The organism is Mycobacterium sp. PO1 (genome assembly GCF_017312405.1).
Taxonomy (GTDB): Bacteria; Actinomycetota; Actinomycetes; order Mycobacteriales; family Mycobacteriaceae; genus Mycobacterium.
On the sequence record NZ_BLTG01000121.1, the window covers coordinates 1 to 17323 of the forward strand.

General features: G+C 68.6%; 19 protein-coding genes and 1 pseudogene. 16 read left to right on the forward strand and 4 right to left on the reverse strand.

Annotation, left to right across the window (positions count from 1 at the left end; genetic code table 11):
- Nucleotides 1-137 precede the first annotated feature (137 nt).
- The 7 genes from J3476_RS26730 (at nt 138) to J3476_RS26760 (ending at nt 6059) form a co-directional block, all read left to right on the forward strand.
- On the forward strand, nt 138-1085 hold the full coding sequence (locus J3476_RS26730) for an ABC transporter substrate-binding protein (protein ID WP_207069321.1): 948 nt from the start codon (nt 138-140) through the stop codon (nt 1083-1085).
- A 12-nt stretch (nt 1086-1097) separates the two neighbouring features.
- Complete coding sequence (locus J3476_RS26735) at nt 1098-1787, forward strand: queuosine precursor transporter (protein ID WP_207069305.1); 690 nt, start codon at nt 1098-1100, stop codon at nt 1785-1787.
- A gap of 84 nt (nt 1788-1871) precedes the next feature.
- Nucleotides 1872-2546, forward strand: coding sequence for an allophanate hydrolase subunit 1 (locus tag J3476_RS26740; RefSeq protein ID WP_207069306.1), 675 nt, complete (start codon nt 1872-1874; stop codon nt 2544-2546).
- Nucleotides 2543-3439 carry a 5-oxoprolinase/urea amidolyase family protein gene (locus J3476_RS26745; RefSeq protein WP_207069307.1) on the forward strand — a complete coding sequence of 299 codons (897 nt, stop codon included), beginning with the start codon at nt 2543-2545 and terminating at the stop codon, nt 3437-3439. The genes J3476_RS26740 and J3476_RS26745 overlap by 4 nt, the downstream gene beginning before the upstream one ends.
- Before the next feature lie 77 nt (nt 3440-3516).
- On the forward strand, nt 3517-4104 hold the full coding sequence (locus J3476_RS26750; RefSeq protein WP_286183830.1) for a GNAT family N-acetyltransferase: 588 nt from the start codon (nt 3517-3519) through the stop codon (nt 4102-4104).
- A 120-nt stretch (nt 4105-4224) separates the two neighbouring features.
- Nucleotides 4225-5367: a uroporphyrinogen-III synthase gene (locus J3476_RS26755; protein WP_207069309.1), complete on the forward strand. Its 1143-nt coding sequence runs from the start codon at nt 4225-4227 to the stop codon at nt 5365-5367.
- Nucleotides 5364-6059, forward strand: a complete 696-nt coding sequence (locus tag J3476_RS26760; RefSeq protein WP_207069310.1) for a sirohydrochlorin chelatase — start codon at nt 5364-5366, stop codon at nt 6057-6059. Before J3476_RS26755 ends, J3476_RS26760 begins: the two co-directional genes overlap by 4 nt.
- Here the strand turns inward: J3476_RS26760 and fdxA are convergent.
- From fdxA to nirB, 3 genes are all read right to left on the reverse strand, one after another.
- Nucleotides 6039-6392 (reverse strand): ferredoxin, encoded by a 354-nt coding sequence (fdxA, locus tag J3476_RS26765; RefSeq protein ID WP_163672692.1) that lies wholly within the window; start codon nt 6390-6392, stop codon nt 6039-6041. The two genes, J3476_RS26760 and fdxA, sit on opposite strands and share 21 nt — an antisense overlap.
- 177 nt (nt 6393-6569) lie before the next feature.
- Complete coding sequence (nirD, locus tag J3476_RS26770; RefSeq protein ID WP_207069311.1) at nt 6570-6917, reverse strand: nitrite reductase small subunit NirD; 348 nt, start codon at nt 6915-6917, stop codon at nt 6570-6572.
- 6 nt (nt 6918-6923) lie between these two features.
- Nucleotides 6924-9476: a nitrite reductase large subunit NirB gene (nirB, locus tag J3476_RS26775; protein ID WP_207069312.1), complete on the reverse strand. Its 2553-nt coding sequence runs from the start codon at nt 9474-9476 to the stop codon at nt 6924-6926.
- 205 nt (nt 9477-9681) lie between these two features.
- Here nirB and J3476_RS26780 point away from each other — a divergent pair, with 205 nt between their 5' ends.
- The 3 genes from J3476_RS26780 (at nt 9682) to J3476_RS26790 (ending at nt 11312) form a co-directional block, all read left to right on the forward strand.
- Nucleotides 9682-10128 (forward strand): Hsp20/alpha crystallin family protein, encoded by a 447-nt coding sequence (locus J3476_RS26780; protein WP_373889136.1) that lies wholly within the window; start codon nt 9682-9684, stop codon nt 10126-10128.
- 56 nt (nt 10129-10184) lie between these two features.
- Complete coding sequence (locus tag J3476_RS26785) at nt 10185-10616, forward strand: hypothetical protein (RefSeq protein WP_207069314.1); 432 nt, start codon at nt 10185-10187, stop codon at nt 10614-10616.
- Nucleotides 10617-10862: 246 nt separating this feature from the next.
- Entirely contained in the window at nt 10863-11312 is a 450-nt protein-coding gene (locus J3476_RS26790; protein ID WP_207069315.1) for a universal stress protein, read from the forward strand.
- An 8-nt stretch (nt 11313-11320) separates the two neighbouring features.
- Here J3476_RS26790 and J3476_RS26795 read toward each other — a convergent pair whose 3' ends face one another.
- Nucleotides 11321-12079 (reverse strand): isocitrate lyase/phosphoenolpyruvate mutase family protein, encoded by a 759-nt coding sequence (locus J3476_RS26795; RefSeq protein ID WP_207069316.1) that lies wholly within the window; start codon nt 12077-12079, stop codon nt 11321-11323.
- 109 nt (nt 12080-12188) lie between these two features.
- Between J3476_RS26795 and J3476_RS26800 the strand changes: the two genes are divergently transcribed.
- The 6 genes and pseudogenes from J3476_RS26800 to J3476_RS26825 all read left to right on the forward strand — a co-directional run.
- Entirely contained in the window at nt 12189-12485 is a 297-nt protein-coding gene (locus tag J3476_RS26800) for a hypothetical protein (protein ID WP_152515049.1), read from the forward strand.
- Nucleotides 12486-12548: 63 nt separating this feature from the next.
- Complete coding sequence (locus tag J3476_RS26805) at nt 12549-13370, forward strand: hypothetical protein (RefSeq protein WP_207069317.1); 822 nt, start codon at nt 12549-12551, stop codon at nt 13368-13370.
- Nucleotides 13371-13406: 36 nt separating this feature from the next.
- Entirely contained in the window at nt 13407-15323 is a 1917-nt protein-coding gene (locus tag J3476_RS26810; protein WP_207069318.1) for a fumarate reductase/succinate dehydrogenase flavoprotein subunit, read from the forward strand.
- Nucleotides 15324-15327: 4 nt separating this feature from the next.
- Nucleotides 15328-16080, forward strand: coding sequence for a succinate dehydrogenase/fumarate reductase iron-sulfur subunit (locus tag J3476_RS26815; RefSeq protein ID WP_207069319.1), 753 nt, complete (start codon nt 15328-15330; stop codon nt 16078-16080).
- 51 nt (nt 16081-16131) lie between these two features.
- Nucleotides 16132-16542 (forward strand): hypothetical protein, encoded by a 411-nt coding sequence (locus tag J3476_RS26820; RefSeq protein WP_373889137.1) that lies wholly within the window; start codon nt 16132-16134, stop codon nt 16540-16542.
- 244 nt (nt 16543-16786) lie between these two features.
- Nucleotides 16787-17272 (forward strand): annotated as a pseudogene (locus J3476_RS26825) (acyl-CoA dehydrogenase); the annotation flags it as partial.
- Nucleotides 17273-17323: the final 51 nt, after the last annotated feature.

Below are 17323 nucleotides of genomic sequence, written 5' to 3' on the forward strand. Positions count from 1 at the left end.
GCCCCGTACGGACCACCCGCCGCACCCCCGCCGCCGGCGCCCGGCTCGCCGCCGGTGCCCGCGTCGGCGCCCCCGCCGATCTGGCCGCCGATGCCGATCCCGGCGCCCGTTCCCTGATCGACTCCCCCAGTCACGAGATGTGGTCCCGCCGTGGCCTCTTCACGATGGCCGCGGGAGCGGCCGTCGTCACCGCGTGCGCACCCGAGCCACCGGGGACCGTCGCCGACGACGGATCGGTCACCGTCGCCCATGCCTTCGGGGAGACGCGCATCCCGGCGCCCCCGACCCGGGTCGTCAGCGCCGGCCTGACCGACGCCGACGACCTGCTCGCACTCGGTGTGGTGCCGGTGGCGGTCACCGACTGGTTCGGCGACGAACCGTACGGGGTGTGGCCATGGGCGCAGGCCCGTCTCGGCGGTGCCCAGCCTGTCGTGCTCAGTCTGGCCGACGGCGTCCAGGTCGATCAGATCGCCGGGCTGCGGCCCGACCTGATCGTCGCCACCGACGCCGGCCTCGACGAGGAGACCTACTGCCGGCTCGGCGAGATCGCGCCGACGCTGCCGCAGTCCGGCTCGGCGGCGTTCTTCGAGCCGTGGCGCGATCAGGCCACCGCGATCGGCCAGGCGGTGTTCCGCCGCGACGACATGGCCGCGCTCATCTCCGGGGTCGAGGCCCGCTTCACGCAGGTCAAAGAAGCCAATCCGCAGTTCTCCGGCGCGTCGGTACTCCTGCTCGACGGCCGGTTGACGCGCGGTGCCGTGCGGGTCACCGGCCCGCCGTGGCGGCGAGAGTTCCTGACCCAGATGGGATTGACCCTTGCCGACCCCGCCGAGCCACTGATCCCCCGCGACCGCATCGCCGACGTTCTCGATTCGGCAGACGTGCTGATCTGGACCACCGAGAGCCCCGAGGAGCAGGGTGCGCTGCTCGCCGACCCGGTCATCGCCGCCCTGTCCGCGACCAACCGAGAGCGCCACGTGTTCACCGACAAGGAGCTCGCCGGAGCCATCGCCTACGCCTCCACGTTGTCGTGGCCGGTGGTCGCCGACAGGTTGCCGCCGATGATCGCCGCTGCGCTGAACTGATCTAATGACTGCGTGACCAGCCCCGGAACCGTCGACCACGAGCACGCCGTCTTCGCTCGGGTGGGTTCGGCCTACTATCCGGTGCTCGTCGCCGTCTTCACCGCGCTGGTCATCATCTCCAACGTCACCGCCACCAAGGGTGTCGAGTTCGGCCCGATCATCACCGATGGCGGATTCATCGTGTTCCCGCTGACCTATGTCATCGGTGACGTGCTGTCGGAGGTCTACGGATTCAAGGCGGCGCGGCGGGCCATCTACACCGGCTTCGCGATGAACGCGCTGGCCGCGGCCGCGTTCTGGGCGACGGTGTATCTGCCGGCGGCCGACTTCTATCCCAACCAGGAACACTTCGAGAACGTCGTCGGCGCCTATACGGCCCTGATCATCGCGGGCCTGGCCGGTTTCATCGTCGGCCAGACGCTCAATGCCTGGGTGGTGGTGCTGATCAAGGAGCGCACCAAGGAGAAGCACTTGTGGGCGCGGCTGATCGGCTCCACGTTCGTCGGTCAATTGGGTGACACCGTGGTGTTCTGCGCGATCGCCGCCAGCGCGATCGGCATCTCGACGTTCGGCGACTTCGCCACGTACACCGCCCAGGGCTGGGTGTACAAGACCGCGATCGAGGTCGTGATGCTGCCGATCACCTACCGCGTGATCGCGGCGATCAAGCGGCGCGAGCCGACCTATCAGCTCGCAGGTTGAGTTCTCGTTAAGACCGCTCTGGCAAGAGTCCCAGAGCTGCGCCGACCGGGCGCTTTCCAAGCTACTCGGCGGTAGCTTTGGGGCATGAGCGTGACAGCCGACGCGAAGGACGCGATGCGCACCGGCGACGTGGGGATCCGCGATTACGGTGACCGCGCGCTGCTGCTCGAATGCGACAGCACCGCCGAGGTCCTGGCCTGGACCGAGACGCTGCGCGCCGCCGAGCTACCCGGCGTGGACGACCTCGTGCCGGCCGCCCGCACCGTGTTGATCAAGCTTGCCGGGGTCGAGTACCAGGCGCCCACCCGGCAGCGCCTGGGCACGGTCCGCCCCACCGACGAGAGCGTCCACGCCGCCGCCCCTCCCGAGGGCCGCGCCGACGTCGTGATCGACGTCGTCTACGACGGCGCCGACCTCGACGAGGTGGCACGGCTGACCGGGCTGGACGTCGACCAGGTCGTCGCCGCCCACACCGGCACACCGTGGCGGGTCGGCTTCAGCGGCTTCGCACCGGGCTTCGCCTACCTGGTGGGCGGAGACGATCGCCTGGCCGTACCGCGGCGCACGGATCCGCGCACCAAGGTTCCCGTCGGCTCGGTCGGCCTGGCCGGCGAGTTCAGCGGGATCTACCCACGCGAGTCCCCCGGGGGTTGGCAGCTGATCGGCCGGACGTCGGCGACGTTGTGGGACATCAAACGCGCCGATCCCGCCCTGCTGATGCCGGGCATGTGGGTGCAGTTCCGGGCGGTGCAGCCATGAGCGTCACCCTGGAAGTTCTCCAGACCGGTCCGCTCGCGCTCGTGCAGGACCTGGGCCGGGCCGGTCTGTCGCATCTCGGCGTGACCCGCTCCGGCGCGGCCGACCGGCGCTCCCACACGCTGGCCAACCGTCTGGTCGCCAACCCGGGCGACCGGGCCACCGTCGAGGTGACCATGGGCGGCTTCACCGCCCGCGTGCACGGCGGGGCAGGCGAGGAAGGAATCGCCATCGCAGTGACCGGCGCGGACACCGACCCGGCTGCCGACGGAATCCCCTTCGGCTCAAACAGCATCCACTACGTCCACGACGGCGAGGTCATCTCGCTGCACCCGCCGCGTTCGGGCCTGCGCTCCTACCTGGCCGTGCGCGGCGGCGTCGATGTCGAGCCGGTACTCGGTTCGCGCAGCTACGACGTGATGTCGGCGATCGGGCCGTTGCCGCTGCGCCCCGGCGACGTCCTGCCGGTCGGCGCACACACCGCCGACTTCCCGGAGGTCGACCAGGCACCGGTGGCCGCGCCCGTCGATGACGTGCTCGAGCTGGCGGTGGTGCCCGGCCCCCGCGACGACTGGTTCGCCGACGCCGACATCCTGGTGCGCACCAACTGGCAGGTCACCAACCGCAGCGACCGGGTGGGGATCCGGTTGGTCGGGATGCCGCTGGAGTACCGCCGACCCGACCGTCAGCTGCCCAGCGAGGGCGCCACCCGCGGCGCCATCCAGGTCCCGCCCAACGGTTTCCCGGTGATCCTCGGGCCCGATCACCCGGTCACCGGCGGCTACCCGGTCGTCGGGGTCGTGGTGGACGACGACATCGACCGGCTCGCCCAGGCACGCCCCGGGCAGACAGTCCGGCTGCACTGGTCGCGGCCGCGCCGCCCGTCCGAGCACTGAGGGTCGCCGCTGTCATCGCCCGGCTGCGGTGCGCCGACACCGTCCCGGTCGCGCGCACCGGCGCGCGGTTCGCCGGCGTGCGTTTCCGGCGCGTCGGGGCGGGCGCTGGTAGAACCGGAGGTGTGCGCGCACGTCTCGTCCACACCGCGGACCTCGACGACGAGACCCGTGAGCACGCCCGCGCCATGGTGATGGAGGCGTTCGACGGTGGGTTCACCGACGACGACTGGGACCACGCCCTCGGCGGCATGCACGCCGTCATCTGCTGGCGCGGGGCGCTGATCGGGCACGCCGCGGTGGTCCTGCGTCGCCTGCTCTACCGCGACACCGTGCTGCGGTGCGGCTATGTCGAGGCCGTCGCCGTGCGGGAGGACCAGCGCGGCCAAGGGCTGGGTACCGCCCTGATGGACGCCGCCGAGCAGGTGATCCGCGGCGGCTACCACCTGGGGGCGCTGAGCGCGACGGAGCTGGGCAGGCCGGTGTACGTCAGTCGCGGGTGGCTCGCGTGGCGGGGGCCGACCTCGGTCCTCTCCCCAGCCGGGCTGACCCCGACACCCGACGACGACGGCTCGGTGATGGTCCTGCCCGCGCAGCTGCCCGCGGGGGTCGAGCTGGACCCCGACGTCGCCCTGACCTGCGACTGGCGCGCCGGAGATGTCTGGTGAGCCGAGCTCACATGCCGGAGGCGATGACGGTGAGCGGAAATTCACGGCCTGAGCGGGCGCGACACGACCGGGCAATCACCGCTTAATCAGCATGAAACATCGCGCCAATAGACAGAACGCATGAGTGAGCCGGACTTCTCACCGCTCACCGGGTTTCGGGTGGCGGTGACATCAGCGCGGCGGGCCGACGAACTCGCCACGCTGCTGCGGCGTCGTGGTGCCACCGTCACCAGCGCCGCCGCCATCGAGATGGTGCCGCTACCCGACGACGACGAGCTGCAGCAGAACACGGCGTCGCTGATCGACTCGCCGCCCGACATCGTCATCGCCACCACCGGCATCGGGTTCCGTGGCTGGATGTCGGCGGCGGACGGCTGGGGCGTGGCCACCGCGCTGACCGACGCGCTTAGCAAGGCCCGCGTCGTCTCACGGGGCCCCAAAGCCACTGGCGCATTGCGCGCGGGCGGCCTGCCCGAGGAATGGTCGCCGGACTCGGAATCCTCGCGCGAGGTGCTGCACTACCTGCTCGAAGGCGGGATCGCGGGTGCGCGCATCGCGGTGCAACTGCACGGCGCGACCGACGACTGGGATCCGTTCCCGGAGTTCCTCGACGAGCTGCGCGCAGCCGGCGCCGAAGTCGTGCCGATCAGGGTGTACCGGTGGCATCCGGCGCCCCGCAACGGGGACTTCGACCAGTTGGTCGCCGGCATCGCCGAGGAGAAATTCGACGCGGTGAGCTTCACCTCGGCCCCCGCCGTCGCGTCGGTGCTGATGCGCGCGGGTGAGATGGGCCTGGGAGCCGAGGTGCTCTCGGCGCTGCGCGGTGGCGTGCACGCGATGTGCGTCGGTCCGGTCACCGCCCGGCCTCTGGTCCGTCTCGGTGTGCCCACCTCGGCCCCCGAACGGATGCGGCTGGGCGCGCTGGCCCGCCACATCACCGACGAACTGCCGCTGCTGCAATCCCGGACCGTGCGGGTGGCGGGCCATCTGCTCGAGATCCGCGGCAACTGCGTGCTGGTCGACGGCGCGGTCAGGACGATGTCGCCGGCGGCCATGGCGACCATCCGGGCGCTGGCGCTGCGGCCCGGCACCGTGGTGTCGCGAGCGGATCTGCTGCGGGCGCTGCCGGGAAGCAGCACCGACACCCATGCGGTGGAGACTGCCGTGCTGCGGCTGCGCACCGCGCTGGGCGACAAGAAGATGGTGGCCACCGTCGTCAAGCGCGGCTACCGGCTGCCCGTCGACGAGGCGTTCGCCTCGTGAGCTTCGTGCTGGTCGCCCACGGCACGCGGGTGTCCCGCGGGGTCTCGCTCATCGGCGATCTCGCCGATCGGGTGGCACAGACCCTGGACCGGCCGGTGCACGTCGCGTTCGTCGATGTCCTGGGCCCCACTCCGACCGAACTGCTCAGCGCCGCCACCGATCGGACCGCCGTGCTGGTGCCGGCGTTCCTGGCGCGTGGCTATCACGTCCGCCGCGACATCCCCGCCCACGTCGCCGACAGCGGCCACCCCGACGTCACCGTCACCGCCGCCCTCGGGCCCGACCCTGCACTGATCCGTGTCCTGGTCGATCGGCTACTCGAAACAGGTTGGCGTCCGGGTGATTCCGTCATCCTGGGCGCGGCGGGAACCTCGGATCCGGATGCGATGCGCGATCTGCACACGACGGCCGCCGCACTGTCGGCGGTCCTCGGCTCGCGGGTCGAGCTGGCATTCGCCGCCACCGGCGAACCCCGCGTCGCCGAGGCCGTCGCCGCCGCCCGCGCCCGCCGCCGCCGCCGCGTCGTGGTGGCGTCCTACCTGCTGTCGGAGGGGCTGTTCCAGGACCGGCTGCGCGCCAGCGGCGCCGACCTCGTCACCGATCCGTTGGGCACGCACCCGGGGATCACCCGGCTGATCAGCAACCGCTTCCAGCGGGCCGGTGCAGAGTTCTCAGGGATGCGGGGTCGTTGACGGCGGCAGGCTCGCGACCAGCGGGGTGTCGGCCCCGACCCGACCCAGGCTCAGCGCCCCGCCCGGATCACCCAGCGGCGCATCGCGACCCGGCAGCGTCATGGTGAAGAACGCGGCGTTGTCCTCGAGGTACTGGGCCTCCTCGTCGGGCAGGTCGGTCTCGTAGTAGATCGCCTCCACCCGGCAGGCCAGCCGGCAGGCGCCGCAGTCCACACATTCGTTGGGGTTGATGTACATGGCGCGGTCGCCTTCGTAGATGCAGTCCGCCGGGCATTCCTGCATGCAGGACTTGTCCACGATGTCCACGCATGCGCTGCCGATCACGTAGGTCATGGCCACCACGGTAGGCAGCGCCGGTGGCCGCGTCGTGGGCCGAAAGTCCTCACTTTGGTCTCGAACGGACAACGCCCGGGCCCCGGCCGGGGGCCCCAGCCGCGAACGTGCATTCCCTGTAGTCGACAACGCTGTCGAGCTACAGGGAACGCACGTTCGCGGAGGTCTCGCGGTGGATCAGGAGCCGACCTGGACGTCACCGTCGGGGGTGAGCCGGGTGGCGTACACGGGCAGGCTGCGATCTGGGTCGTCGAGACAGCGCCCGTCGTCGAGCGCGAACGCCTGCTTCTTGATCGGCGACTGGACGGTGGGGCGCCCGCCGCGATCGCCGACGATGCCGCGCGACATCACCGCGGCTCCCGAGAACGGGTCGATGTTGCCGACCGCGCGTAACGATCCGTCGTCGAGCCGGAACAGCGCGGCCTGCACACCGTCAGGAAGCAGCACGCCGACACCACGGTTGGGCAGCAGCCGGTCGTACGGGCACGCGGTCGTCCACACGGTGACGTCACCCAGCAGCGTCATCGTCTCTCACCCACCGATCTTCGGCATACCGATGTCGGTGGGCACCCGCCGCCCGGACCGCTCGGTGAACGTCACCGTCGGGTCGACGACGTCCGGTGCATTCACGAACGACACGAACCGGGACAGCTTGTCGGGGTCTTCGAGCACGCCTTTCCACTCACAGGCGTAGCCCTCGACGTGGCGCTCCACGGCCGCCTCGAACTCGGCGGCCAACCCCAGCGAGTCGTCGCACACCACCTCACGCACGTGGTCGAGGCCGAGCTCCTCGACCCATGGCGCGGTGCGCTGCAGCCGATCAGCCGTGCGGATGTAGAACATCAGGAAGCGGTCGACGTAGCGGACCAGTGTCTCGTCGTCGAGGTCACCGGCGAGCAGCTCGGCGTGGCGCGGTGTCATCCCGCCGTTGCCGCCCACGTAGAGGTTCCACCCGGTTTCGGTGGCGATGACGCCGACGTCCTTGCCGCGGGCCTCCGCACATTCCCGCGCACATCCGGACACCCCCATCTTGATCTTGTGGGGGGCGCGCAGACCGCGATAGCGCAGCTCGAGGTTGATGGCCATCTGCACCGAATCCTGTTGCCCGTACCGGCACCAGTCGCTGCCGACGCAGCTCTTCACGGTGCGCAGCGCCTTGCCGTAGGCGTGTCCGGATTCCATGCCGCCCTCGACCAGGCGCCGCCAGATCTCGGGCAGCTGGTCGACGCGCGCACCGAACAAATCGATGCGCTGGCCGCCGGTGATCTTGGTGTAGAGGTCGAATTCCTTGGCGATCTCGCCGATCAGGATGAGGTGGTCGGGGGTGATGTCACCGCCCGGCACGCGGGGCACCACCGAATAGCTGCCGTTGCGCTGGATGTTGGCCAGGAAGTGGTCGTTGGAGTCCTGCAGCGACGCCTGTTCGCCGTCGAGAATGTGCTCCGAACTGGTCGAGGCCAGGATCGACGCGACGACGGGTTTGCAAATGTCGCAACCCTTTCCGGTGCCGAACCGTTCGATCAGACCCGAGAAGGTCCGAATCGTGGTGGCCGAGACGATCTCGAACAGCTCGGCTCGCGAATTGCTGAAGTGCTCGCACAGCGCCTTGGACTGCGCGACGCCTTCGGCTTCGAGCAGCTGCTTGAGCAGCGGCACGCACGAACCACAGCTGGTGCCTGCCTGGGTGCAGGTCTTCAGCGCGGGCACGTCGTGGCAGCCCTGGGCGATCGCGCCGGTGAGATCACCCTTGGTAACGTTGTTGCAGGAGCAGATCTGGGCCGCCTCCGAAAGCGCGCCGACGCCGAGACCTGTTGACCCGCTGGATGTCCCAGTCGGGGCGATCAACGCCATCGGGTCGCCGGGCAGCTGCTCGCCGACCATCGGACGCAGGATCCCGTACGCCGATGCGTCACCGACGAGAATGCCTCCCAGCAACGTCTTCACGTCGTCGGACAGCACGAGCTTGGCGTAGGTCTGCCCCACCGCGTCGTTGACGACGACCTCCAGGCAGTCCGGGGTGACGCCCATCGCGTCGCCGAAGCTGGCCACGTCGACGCCGAGAAGCTTGAGCTTGGTGGACATGTCGGCTTCGGGGAAGTCCGCACCCCCGCCGAGCAGTCGGTCGGCGACCACCTCGGCGCTGGTGTAGCCGGGACCGACCAGGCCGTAGCACCGGCCTTCGATCGCGGCCACCTCACCGATGGCATACACGCTGGGATCGTCGGTGACACAGGCCAGGTCGGTCAGCACACCGCCCCGCTCGGCGAGCTGCAGCCCGCAGGCGCGGGCCAGCTCGTCGCGGGGTCGCACCCCGGCCGCGAAGACAACCAGGCCGGCGTCGATGACGGTCCCGTCGCTGAGCGTCACGTGCACCGAGTCGCTGTCGGCCGACCGCCGCAGCGGGCGGTTGCGTTGGGCCGGTGCGATGGACTCGGTGCTCACGCCGGTGTGCACGGCGATACCGAGGTCGCCGATCATCCGGCCCAGCAGGGCGCCGCCGGCCTCGTCGAGCTGCTGGGCCATCAGGCGCGGCGCCATCTCGACGACGTGGGCCGTCACACCGAAGGAGCGCAGCGCATTCGCCGCTTCCAGACCGAGTAGGCCGCCGCCGATCACGACTCCGGCATCGGTGTGCCCGGCGGCCAGGGTCCGCTGGGCGTCGGCGTGGATCGCGTCGAGGTCGTCGAGGGTGCGGTAGACGTGGCAGCAGGGCAGGTCGCGGCCCGGGACCGGGGGGACGAACGCTGAGGAACCGGTGGCCAGCACCAGGGCGTCGTAACCGATCCGGGAACCGTCGGCGGTGACGACAGTCCTGGCGTGCCGGTCGATGTCGACGACCCGGGAGTCCAGCCGCAGCTCGACCGAGGAGTCGCCGGCGTACTCGTTGCCGGGCAGCGCGAGCCGGGTGCGGTCCCAGTGCTCGGTGTACCCGGTGAGGCCGACGCGGTCGTACGCGGCGTCGCGCTCCTCGGCGAGCACGGTAATCCGCCACCTGCCCTCGGCGTCGCGGGAGCGTAGCGCCTCGACAAAACGGTGGCCGACCATCCCGTGGCCGACGACCACGACATGTGATGTGGCAGCCATGGAGCTGAACCTACGAAGCCGATATTGCCGCCGTGTCGCCTCCTGTGAAGCGGTCATCACAGCTTGCTCACGTGGGCTCGCGACGACCTGTGAGGACCTTCGCTCAGAGCGAAACCCCATCCGGAACATGAGCGTGGTCCGCTCAAGTTCTACAGGGTGAACGAACCGGCGCCCGAGCCGGTCACGACTCGAGGAGATGACGACAATGGCACATGCAGTATCACTGTGGTCGCGGCCGGCGCTGACGCCGTGGAACACCGACCGCTGGGTCCGCGACTTCTTCGGCCCTGCCGCCGGCGATTGGGCCAGCGGCATCAACCCGGCCGTCGAGGTCACCAGAGACGGTGAGGACGCCGTGATCCGGGTGGATCTGCCCGGCGTCGACGTCGACAAGGACGTCACCGTCGAGATCGACAAGGGCCGACTGGCCATCAAGGGCGAACGCCGTGACGAACGAACCGAGGAGGACGCCGAGGGCCACCGCAGGTTCAGCGAAGTGCGCTACGGCTCGTTCCACCGCTCGTTCGGACTACCCGCCCACGTCACCGGGGACGCCGTATCGGCGGCCTACGACGCCGGCGTGCTGACCGTTCGCGTGGCCGGAGCCCACACGAGCGCCGACGCGCATCGCATCGCGATCGAAAGCAGGTAACTCCGACGCAGAACCGGTGGGAGCCAGCGGCTCCCACCGGTTACTGTGTTGCCGCCATGGATACGAGACTGGGCATCGACACGACGCTGACCGTGCTCGCCTCCGGGCTGATCTTCGCCTGGGCTCTGATCCTCGGGATCTGGAAGTACCGCCAGATGGCGACCAGCCCGACGCATCTGGCACACCCCTACGTCGACATCGCGCACCGCGCGGCGCTGCTCTACTCGTTCGCGACCATGCTGCTGGCCGTGTTCGTCGAGCTCAGCGCCTGGCCGGCAGCGGTCAATCTGGCCGCCGCCGCGGTGGTGGTGTTCTTCTTCGTGGCAGCGATCGCGACCTACGTCGTCCACGGCCTCCGCCGCGACACCACCAATCAGTTCGAGCACGTCGACACCAAGATCCGGCTGGCGATGGCCGCACTGATCATCGGCGAGGTCGGCGGGTTCGCCGTGTTGCTCGCCGGATTCGCGGTGGGCCAGTTCGGCTGACCGGCCGTCGCGCCCCCTCGGATGCGGATCTGCCTGCGCGTCTGTCCGGTGTGGTGAGGAGAGTGCGCCAGCGCCGGGCGATGACGGTTGTGCGGGCGCCGGGCGATGACGGTTGTACGCGGGCGCCGAGCGATCGACCACACAGCCGGCTCAACGGCAGATTTCTCGACAACAGCCCCCTCCCGGCCCACCGTGCGGTATTCATTACCATGAAGTAAGAACACTTGTTTACTGAAGAGGTGCGTTGTGCCGGATCATCGCGTGATCATCGTCGGAACCGACGGCTCCGAGACGTCCATCCGCGCGGTCGAGAAGGCCGCCGGCCTGGCCGCAGAGTCCAACGCCCGGTTGGTGGTCGCCTCGGCGTACCAGGCCGACCATCACCCCTCCGGGGCTCCCGACCCCGACCAGCCCCGCGACGAGCGCTACCGGACGACGGGCAATGCGCCGGTCTACGACCTGCTGCGCGACGCGTCGTCACGGGCCAGGAAAGCCGGCGCACAGGACGTCGAAGAGCGAGCCGTCGAGGGTGCGCCCGCCGACGCGCTGGTGGCACTCGCCGAGGATCTCGACGCCGACCTGCTGGTGGTGGGCAGCGTCGGGATGAACTCGATGGTCGGACGGCTCGTCGGATCGGTGCCACGCCTGGTGCGCAAGCGGGCCAAGACCGAGGTACTGATCGTCGAGACGGACTGAGCCGTCCTTCAGATCCAGCGCCCGAGGATCTCGGTCGCCCGTTCGGCGAGCGCCGCCTGCCACAGCGGCCCGAAGCTGATGCGCGCCACGCCCAGCGGACCGTAGGACGACGGGTCCGCCTTGCCCGGATCGGCGATCGCGTTCACCGGTAGCGGCAACTCGGACGTCAAGCGCTGCAACGTATCCGGATCATGGAACCCGACGGGGTACAACACGTCGGCACCCGCCTCGGCGGCGTGGCGCAGCCGGGCGATCGCACGGTCGACCCGGTCGGCCTCGTCACCGTCGGCGCGGAGAAACAGGTCGGTGCGGGCGTTGATCACGACATGCACGCCGGCCGCCGCGGCCGCGGCGCGCAGCGCGTCGACCAGTTCGGCGTGCTCACCGGCCGAACGCAGCCGACCACCCTCACTGTGGACGGTGTCCTCGATGTTGAGCCCCACCGCACCGGCGGACAGCAGCCCCTCGATCAACCGGGCAGGCGGCTGCGCATAGCCGGACTCGATGTCGACCGACACCGGCACCTCGACCGCGGTCGTGATCTGCGTGACCCGGGCGAGCAGCTCCTCGAACGACATTCCCTCGTTGTCGGGTTTGCCGATCGAGTCCGCCACCGGATGGCTGCCAACCGTCAACGCGTCGAACCCGGCGTCGACGGCGAGCCGGGCCGACCACGCATCCCACACCGTCGGCAGGATCACGGGGTCGCCCGGCGTGTGCATCCGCAACAGCGTCTCCGCTGCGTCTTTCAGCCGTTCAGGACCCATCGATACGCTCCGCCCGTCAAAGTGATCTGTCTCACCATTACTTCGATGATGTGGCTAGCATCGGGTGTCGTAATGTGATTCCTGACACCCTTCAGCCCAAGGAGGTCACTTGTCCAGCACCACCGAACTCGCCGAGCTTCACGATCTCATCGGAAACCTCCGGCGGTGCGTGACATCGCTGGCGTCGCGATACGGGGACAGCCCAGCCACCCGTCGCATCGTCAATGACGCCGAGCGCATCCTCAACGATATCGACCGACTCGACATCGACGCAGAAGAACTGGAGCTGGCGCGCGGGGTGACCCGCCATCAGCACGTCGCCGAGCGCATCCCGATCCCGGATACGCAATACGACACGGACTTCTGGCGCGGCGTCGACGACGAAGGCCTCGGCGGGACGCGCTGAGCTCACGCTGTGCCCGAGGAGGCACACTGAGCACGTGGGACAAAAGAACACCGAAAGGCAAATGTGAGCGCACCCGCCGCCGACCGCAACGCGACCGGCGTCTTCTCTCCTGGTCGTGCCCAGATTTCGCAGCGGACGCTGCGCACCGACAACTGGTGGAAGTCGCCCGTCATCATCGACCTCGGCTTCGCCGCGTTCATCATCTACGCGACGGTGCGGGCGTTCATGCAGAACTGGTACTACGTACCCGAGTACCACTACCTGACGCCGTTCTACTCACCGTGTGTGAGCACCGGCTGCGTCCCGGAGGCCAGCCACTTCGGCCAGTTCCTGCCGGACGTGTGGTGGTTGCCCTATGCGGCGCTGTCGCTACCGTTCCTGCTGCTGTTCCGGCTGACCTGCTACTACTACCGCGGCGCCTACTACCGCACCGTCTGGCAGGCCCCCACGGCGTGCGCGGTGGCCGAACCGCACGCCACCTACACCGGTGAGACCCGCTTCCCGCTGATCATCCAGAACACCCACCGGTACTTCTTCTACATCGCCGCGATCATCTCGATCATCAACACCTACGACGCGATCCTGGCGTTCACCAAGGAAGACGGCAGCTTCGGTTTCGGCCTGGGCAACGTCGTCCTGGTCACCAACGTCGTGCTGTTGTGGGCCTACACGTTGTCGTGTCACTCATGCCGCCACGTCGCCGGCGGCCGGCTCAAGCACTTCTCCAAACACCCTGTGCGCTACTGGCTCTGGACGCAGATCAGCAAGATCAACACCCGGCACAAGACCTTCGCGTGGATCACCCTCGGCACCTTGATGTTCACCGATTTCTACGTGATGGCGCTGGCCGCCGGGTGGTTCCCCGACCTGCGTTTCATTGGCTGACAACTTAATTCCAGGACTAGTTGAGGGTGATTTGTGATGAGTGAGTTGGAACGGCACGAGTACGACGTCGTCGTGATCGGTGCCGGCGGCGCTGGTTTGCGCGCGGTGATCGAGGCACGCGAGCGCGGTCTGCGGGTCGCGGTGATCACCAAGTCGTTGTTCGGCAAGGCGCACACCGTCATGGCCGAGGGCGGCTGCGCGGCCGCCATGCGCAACGTCAACACCAAGGACTCGTGGCAGGTGCACTTCGGTGACACCATGCGCGGCGGCAAGTTCCTCAACAACTGGCGCATGGCCGAACTGCACGCGCAGGAAGCGCCCGACCGGGTGTGGGAGCTGGAGACCTACGGCGCACTGTTCGACCGCACCAAGGACGGCAAGATCAGCCAGCGCAACTTCGGTGGGCACACCTATCCGCGGCTGGCCCACGTCGGTGACCGCACCGGCCTGGAGATCATCCGCACGCTGCAGCAGAAGATCGTGTCGCTGCAGCAGGAGGACAAGGCCGAACTCGGCGACTACGAGGCCCGGATCCGGGTCTTCCACGAGGTCGCCGTCACCGAGCTGATCCTGGAGAACGGCAAGGTCGCCGGCGCGTTCGGCTACTACCGCGAGACCGGCGAGTTCGTCCTGTTCGAGGCGCCCGCGGTGGTGCTGGCCACCGGCGGCATCGGCAAGTCGTACAAGGTCTCCTCGAACTCCTGGGAGTACACCGGCGACGGCCATGCGCTGGCACTGCGGGCCGGCTCGGCGCTGATCAACATGGAGTTCATCCAGTTCCACCCGACCGGGATGGTCTGGCCGCTGTCGGTCAAGGGCATCCTCGTCACGGAGGGTGTGCGCGGCGACGGCGGAGTGTTGAAGAACTCCGAGGGCAAGCGGTTCATGTTCGACTACATCCCCGACGTCTTCAAAGGCCAATACGCCGAGACCGAGGAGGAGGCCGACAAATGGCTCAAGGACAACGACTCCGCCCGGCGCACCCCTGACCTGCTGCCCCGCGACGAGGTCGCCCGGGCGATCAACACCGAGGTCAAGGAAGGCCGCGGAACCCCGCACGGTGGCGTCTACCTCGACATCGCGTCTCGGATGTCGTCCGAGGAGATCAAGCGCCGGCTGCCGTCGATGTATCACCAGTTCATCGAGCTCGCCGAGGTGGACATCACCACCGACGAGATGGAGGTCGGGCCGACCTGCCATTACGTGATGGGCGGGATCGAGGTCGACCCGGACAGCGGCGCCGCAGCGACACCCGGGTTGTTCGCCGCGGGCGAGTGCGCCGGCGGCATGCACGGCTCGAACCGGTTGGGCGGCAACTCGCTGTCGGACCTGCTGGTGTTCGGCCGGCGCGCCGGCCTCGGTGCGGCGGACTACGTGCGGGCGATGTCGGACCGTCCGAAGGTCAGCGACGATTCGGTCGAGAAGGCCACCGCGATGGCACTGGCCCCGTTCGACGGCCCCGGCGACGGCTCGGCACCGGAGAACCCGTACACCCTGCAGCTGGACATGCAGGACACGATGAACAACCTCGTCGGCATCATCCGCAAGTCCGAGGAGATGCAGGAGGCGCTGGACAAACTGCAGGAGCTGCGCCGGCGCTACCGCAACGTCAAGGTCGAAGGGGATCGCAAGTTCAACCCCGGTTGGCATCTGGCGATGGACCTGCGCAACATGCTGCTGGTCAGCGAGTCGGTCGCGAAGTCGGCGATCACCCGCACCGAGAGCCGCGGCGGCCACACCCGCGACGACTACCCCCAGATGGACGCCCAGTGGCGCAATGCCCTGCTGGCGTGCCGCGTCGAGGGCGACGATCCGGTGGTCCCCGACGTCACCGTCGAGAAGCAACGGCAGGTGCCGATGCGACCGGACCTGCTCGAATGTTTCGAGCTCTCCGAACTCGAGAAGTACTACACCGACGACGAGCTCGTCGAACACCCGCAACGGAAGGGCTGAAGCCATGGCTGCATACGACGCGAAGATGCGGGTCTGGCGCGGGGACGCCAGCGGCGGCGAGCTCAAGGACTACACCGTCGAGGTCAACGACGGCGAGGTGGTGCTCGACATCATCCACCGGCTGCAGCAGACGCAGACCGGTGACCTGGCGGTGCGGTGGAACTGCAAGGCGGGCAAGTGCGGGTCGTGTTCGGCCGAGATCAACGGCCGGCCCCGGCTGATGTGCATGACCCGGATGTCCACATTCGGTGAGGACGAGGTCGTCACCGTCACCCCGATGCGAACCTTCCCGGTGATGCGGGACCTGGTGTGCGATGTGTCCTTCAACTACGAGAAGGCGCGCGAGATCCCGTCGTTCACCCCGCCGAAGGACCTGCAGCCCGGCGAGTACCGGATGGCGCAGGAGGACGTGAACCGCTCGCAGGAGTTCCGCAAGTGCATCGAGTGCTTCCTGTGCCAGAACGTCTGCCACGTCAACCGTGACCACGAGGAGAACAAGGAAGCGTTCTCCGGGCCGCGCTACCTCATGCGCCAGGCCGAGTTGGACATGCATCCGCTGGACGTGCACGGCCGGCGGGCTGAGCAGGCGCAGGAAGAGAACGGCCTGGGCTACTGCAACATCACCAAGTGCTGCACCGAGGTCTGCCCCGAGCACATCAAGATCACCGACAACGCGCTGATCCCGATGAAAGAGCGTGCGGCCGACCGCAAGTACGACCCGATCGTGTGGCTGGGAAACAAGCTGTTCCGCAGGTGAGCGCAGGCAGATCAGGTGAAGCCGGTGACCGAGTCTGACGACGACCCGGGCGTGGTGCGTTCGCGCGCTACGTCCGACAGCGTCGGCGTGGCGGGCTCGCTCGTCACAGTGGGCAGCGCCGGAGTCGCCGGGTCCATCGCCACCACCGGGAGCGCCGGCGTTGCGGGCTCGATTGCCACCGCCGGGAGCGCGGGGGTGGCCGGGTCGGTCGCCACGGCAGGCAGTGCCGCGGTCGCCCGCTCGATCGCCACCGCGGGCAGTGCGGCCATCGCGGGCTGCATCCTGACCGTGTTGTCCATCGCGTGCGCCGGCTGCCTGGCCTGCCTGGGCTGCGTCGCGTGCCGTGGCTGCAAGGTGTGCGCCGGATGCGTCAACTGCGAGGGCTGCGTCGGGTGCGTGGGCTGCGTGAACTGCTCCGGGCTGACCAATGCGGTGGGTCTGCGCGACGTCCACGCGGCCTGAGTGCCGTTGATCAAGTGCTCACGAGTGCCCACGAGTGCCCACGAGCTCCGTTGATACTGCGCTCACCGCGGCTTCCACTCGCACTTCGTCGCCGTGGCTGCAGTCTCAACGCCCTTTTCAACCTCAACGCCCTTTTCAACCTCAACGCCCTTTTCAATCTCAACGCCCTTTTCGATCGAGGCTGATCCGGCTGTTCTGCGCCATAGCGGCGATCATCTGACCCGGGTTTCTCTAGAGTTCGAGCATGCCGACGACCGCCCGACTGCTGCTCGACCCGAACCGCTTCGACCCGCACCACCTCGATGCGGAGTCGCGGCGGCAGCTGCAGTCCCTGATCGACTGGTTCGAAGAGCGGGGAAAGACCCGCCTGCTGCGTGACGACCTGGAGGCCACGTGGGTGACCGACTTCCTGGACTTCGTCCGTCGTGAGCGACTGTTCGCCACGTTCCTGACCCCGTCGGAGTTCGCCGGCGGCGACCCGAACAAGCGCTGGGACACCTCACGCAACGCGGTCCTCAGCGAGATACTCGGCTTCTACGGGCTGTCGTACTGGTACGCCGAGCAGGTCACGATCCTCGGGCTCGGCCCCATCTGGCAGAGCGACAACGTCAAAGCCAAGGAGAAGGCGGCCGCCCAACTCGACGCCGGCAGCGTCATGGCGTTCGCGCTGTCCGAACGCGAACACGGCGCCGACATCTACAACACCGACATGCTGCTCACGCCCGGTACCGATGAGCGCTCGCGCGAAGAGCAGACCGGTACCGATGAGTAGCCCTGTGTC